The 4,050-nt window shown below is 46.7% G+C and carries 5 protein-coding genes and 1 pseudogene; 5 read left to right on the top strand and 1 reads right to left on the bottom strand.

All coding sequences use genetic code 11. The features are described from left to right. From BRD58_RS18315 to BRD58_RS04340, 3 genes and pseudogenes are all read left to right on the top strand, one after another. Window positions 1–87: pseudogene (locus BRD58_RS18315) on the top strand (LexA family protein); the annotation flags it as partial. Window positions 88–101: 14 nt separating this feature from the next. Continuing rightward, window positions 102–1,145: a DUF968 domain-containing protein gene (locus BRD58_RS04335; protein ID WP_073381678.1), complete on the top strand. Its 1,044-nt coding sequence runs from the start codon at window positions 102–104 to the stop codon at window positions 1,143–1,145. 19 nt (window positions 1,146–1,164) lie between these two features. Beyond that, window positions 1,165–1,839, top strand: a complete 675-nt coding sequence (locus BRD58_RS04340; RefSeq protein ID WP_173790602.1) for a hypothetical protein — start codon at window positions 1,165–1,167, stop codon at window positions 1,837–1,839. 270 nt (window positions 1,840–2,109) lie between these two features. Here the strand turns inward: BRD58_RS04340 and BRD58_RS04345 are convergent, their stop codons facing one another. Then, window positions 2,110–3,243, bottom strand: a complete 1,134-nt coding sequence (locus BRD58_RS04345) for an acyltransferase family protein (RefSeq protein WP_236721570.1) — start codon at window positions 3,241–3,243, stop codon at window positions 2,110–2,112. Between the two features lie 247 nt (window positions 3,244–3,490). Between BRD58_RS04345 and BRD58_RS04350 the strand changes: the two genes are divergently transcribed. Both BRD58_RS04350 and BRD58_RS04355 read left to right on the top strand, forming a co-directional pair. Continuing rightward, window positions 3,491–3,862, top strand: coding sequence for a phage holin family protein (locus BRD58_RS04350; RefSeq protein WP_014526530.1), 372 nt, complete (start codon window positions 3,491–3,493; stop codon window positions 3,860–3,862). Continuing rightward, window positions 3,859–4,050: phage holin family protein (locus BRD58_RS04355; RefSeq protein WP_073381687.1), on the top strand; the 192-nt coding region annotated here is incomplete at its 3' end. The genes BRD58_RS04350 and BRD58_RS04355, both read left to right, overlap by 4 nt.

Consider the following 4,050-nt stretch of genomic DNA (forward strand, 5'->3'; position numbering starts at 1 on the left):
CCTAACGCCGCAGAAGATCACCTAAAGGCATTGAGTCGCTGTGGCGCTATTGAGCTGATCCGCGGTACTGCTCGTGGTATTCGGATCCGGGAGACAGCGTAATGCGCATGCTGTTTACCGCATACCCGCAGCGGAGTGCAGGCGTTGTCCTGTTGAAAACCGGAAAACTGACGTGCCGTTTCACCGATGGCCAGCGCGTAATGCTGGCCGATGTACCCGCGGCATTTCATGACAGCCCCGCCGGTGAGCTGGTATCTGAGCAGCTGATAGCGGCGGATCCTGTGTGGCGCCCCTTCTTTGCACATGAGCGCGTGCAGAAGGCTGCGGGCCTGTACATGAACTTTTCGGAATATTTGGAAAATTTCCACTACTGCCAGTGGAAAGGTGTGCGTGATGGATACCATGACATACAGCTGACCAATACCCATGGCGAGCATGGCGGCGCCAGGCTGTGTTGGACCTGCGACAACGCCATGCGCGGCACGGAGGGCAAGCTGTTTATAGCACTGTGCGAGAAAAACCGTGCGGAGTGGGTGATTGAGGCTGCCCGCCGCGGGCTCAAGCTGCCGGAGGGCCATCAACTGACATGGCCGGAGCTGTGTTGGTGGGCCTTGGAGTTCGGTGTCACTGACCTGATCCCCGGAGGCATTGCGCGCCGGATCACTGGCGTAGAGCCGGAGGAGATCACTGGCGTGATGAGCGAGTCAACCATCATCCCGGATCGGCCAACGGCTCAGGGGGTTCTGGCTGCCAAGGTAAAGGCGGCGGAAGCCTCCATCCCCCAGGAGAAAATGAAGCCGGTGATCAAGCTGGCGGCGGATGAAGCGCCCGCGGCAGGCTTTATGCTGCGCCCCAAGCTGCAGCGCTGGGAGTGCCCGACATATTTGCGCTGGGTGAAGATTCAGCAGTGCAGTGGGTGCGGTAGTTCTGCTGACGATCCGCATCACATCATCAATTCAGGTCTAGGGTTGGGTGGTGTCGGAACCAAAACCCATGACCTGTTTGTGATCCCGCTATGCCGGCGGTGTCACGACGAGCTGCACCGGGACGTCAGTACCTGGGAGCGGCAGCACGGCAGCCAGATAGAGCTGCTAGTGCAATTCCTCAATAGGGCGCTGGGTATTGGCGCCATCCTGAAAGCGTAATGTGTGGAGAGCGCTAAGCATGACTTTTAAAAATTCTCATAAGGGATCATCCTCGCGTGCTAATAAGCAAAACGCGTGGGTGACGGTAGCGGGGGCGCCGCGTCGCTCTTATTTAGGGAAGTATCGCCGGCTAACACCAGCTCAAAGCCGATGGGTCCGTTCGCTTTTAAACCAGTGGGGTGGGATGTATGGCGGTAGCGGTGTAGAGCACCTCTCTGGCGGTGGGGGATTGTGGTCAGTGATTTTGACAGGGTGGACGGGAGAGCAGCAGGAGCGGATCGCCTCTGTCCTGTCTGACCTGCGTAGGATGGGATACAGCGGACAGGCACTGTTTGACCATGCGAAGGCCATTATATGGCCTAAAAAATCACTCTCTAGCTTGATCGGTAAGTCCGTGGATGAGGATGAGGCCGAGTTTATGGAGGCGGTCATCCTGAAGTCATTCGCGTTATCTAGCCCTGTTTATGTGATCGGCAAGGATTACTACACCCGGCGCAACACGATGAGCAGTATGGCCAGGTGGATGCAGCAGCATTACGCCCCCTTCTTAACGGAGAAGCAGTGTATTGATCGGGTGCGTTGGTGTATTGAGTTGTTCAATTCTGCGGTCTACTTCACGCTTATGAGTGCTCTGTGCGCCGAAAATGCAGAAAGTTGCAAAAAAGACTTGAAAACGAGTTTTGAAGATGCATAATTAAGTTACGCTTAGCGAAGCTGCGCCGGCTCGGCAGTCAGCAAAAGCGGAACTAATTTGATTAACCCGCCATTGAGCGGGTTTTTTAGTGATTTAATGCTGCTGATTGGATGAGCTTTGGTGTAGAGGCAATCGGATTTTTTGATTCTATAAAATAGATATAATAATAGTGTTTTTATTTGAAATGATTATTTAAAGCCCGCATCATCACTACTGCTCTATACCATAGATATATTTAATGATGATGCGGTTGATTATTCGATTATAAAATCAAATTATTTGCACCTTTTGTTTTTTTGGCTTTAAACTAAATTTTGAAAGTTTATATATTGGGTATTCTATTACAGAAGATATAAGCACGCATGAAAATATCATTAGTATAAATACAAAGCTTGATGAAATCATCATGTTTTTATCAGATATAATCGTTTTAAATCCAATATACCAGAAAATGCCATGCAGCAAATATATACTATAACTGATTACGCCTAGTCGCTTTAGTCCTTTTGACTTTAATAAGCCGAATATAGTAGATCCGTTGCAAATCATTAGGAATAAAAAAGAAGCAAATATCGGGTAGATGGCTGTAGATATCTTACCCATAAAGGGTATTGTGAATAATGCTAATACCATGACTCCTTGTACTATTTTACTAGATTGTAGTTTTTTAATTATTTCGCTATTTAAATGCTTACAGAAAAAACCAACGGAAAAGAAAAATATTGCACGATACATTGCAGTGTCTTGTTCTGGGTGCTTTATTTTTGTATATACAAATAGCATTGATGTTAATATGGCAATAATCATGCCAATTATTGCTCTTTTATTTAATGGTATCACTAATGATATTAGTGGAATGGCTAAATATAACCGCCACTCCCAAGTAAGAGACCATGTGACCCCAGCATTTATTATATTGCTGTTATTCATCCCAAATAAAGATGGTCTTTCGTTGATCAATCCACCATCAAACCATTTCACTATATTATAAACACTCTCACTGGTTTGAGTTCCATATAAATATGAAATAGCAATGCAAGCCAATGATGATATTATTGTTATGGGAACTATTCTCAGTATTCTCTTTTTATAAAATGACACCCACCAAGATAATTTATTTATTGTGATAGTTGAAAATAGATATCCGGATAGTATAAAGAAAATACCAACAGCAAATTTTCCTATAAATGCAAAGAAATAGTATCCATCGATTACCCACTCTCCGGTGTTTGAGTAAAAGTAATTAAAGAAGAAATGATGAAAGACAACTAGTATGGCCAAGAGAGCTCTCAAGCTATCAAGATGGTTGAGTGGTCTTTTGTCTATTCTATCGATAAATGAAAATAGTGGTGAGCTCATTAGTATTGTTATTATTAATGTAACAAATGATGCCCACAAGATCATTATTAACTCATTGTACATATACTGCCTGCTTGAACTTTTATATAGAGATATCAATTCATTTTATAGCATGCGTAAATGTTAGTCAATTTTCCATGGTTGAATAAATATACATTATATGAGTTTTTAAAAATTAGAGTGCATATCAAATACATTTACAAGAGCCATACAGGCGCATTTTATCTGCTTGCCTGGATGAGCAATCAACTATCGCCCAGCGTTCGCTGAGTGCGAACAAAAGGAGCTATCCATGAGTGATCCGCTAACCGGTACGGGGTCGGCTGCCGGGGCGTTGGCTGGGGTGACGTTTGTCGGGATTTTTTCTGGCGCAGACGCTGGCGTAGTCATTGCGGCGTTTGCGGGGGCCGTTGTATTTGTCCTATCGGCTGTGGAGTTTCCCGCGTGGAAGCGCATCGCTTTTGGCTTTGTGTCTTTCCTCATGGGGGTTATCGCGGCAGGGTTTACGGCATCGATCATCGATTGGTTTCTCCCTGACCAGGTCGTAGTCGATAAGCCGATCGGTGCGTTGGTGGCGAGTGCCTGCGTTATCTGGGTGCTGATGTTCATCATCTCGAAAGCCAAGAACCCGCCGCCCCTGAATTTTAAAGGGGGTGGCAAGTGACGATCGATCTGTTTCTGCTTCACATCAATGCAGCTGTGTGCGGGGTAATCGCCATGCGGCTGCTGCTGTTTCGTCGTAATGGCTCGCAGCATAAGCGCCTGGGCGCTGCTCTGGCCTATGTGCTGATTGTGGCGTCGGCATCGGTGACGTTCCGGGTGCTGATCGGTGTGTATCACGCTGTCGACATA

This window comes from Edwardsiella piscicida, assembly GCF_001896205.1.
Taxonomy (GTDB): domain Bacteria; phylum Pseudomonadota; class Gammaproteobacteria; order Enterobacterales; family Enterobacteriaceae; genus Edwardsiella; species Edwardsiella piscicida.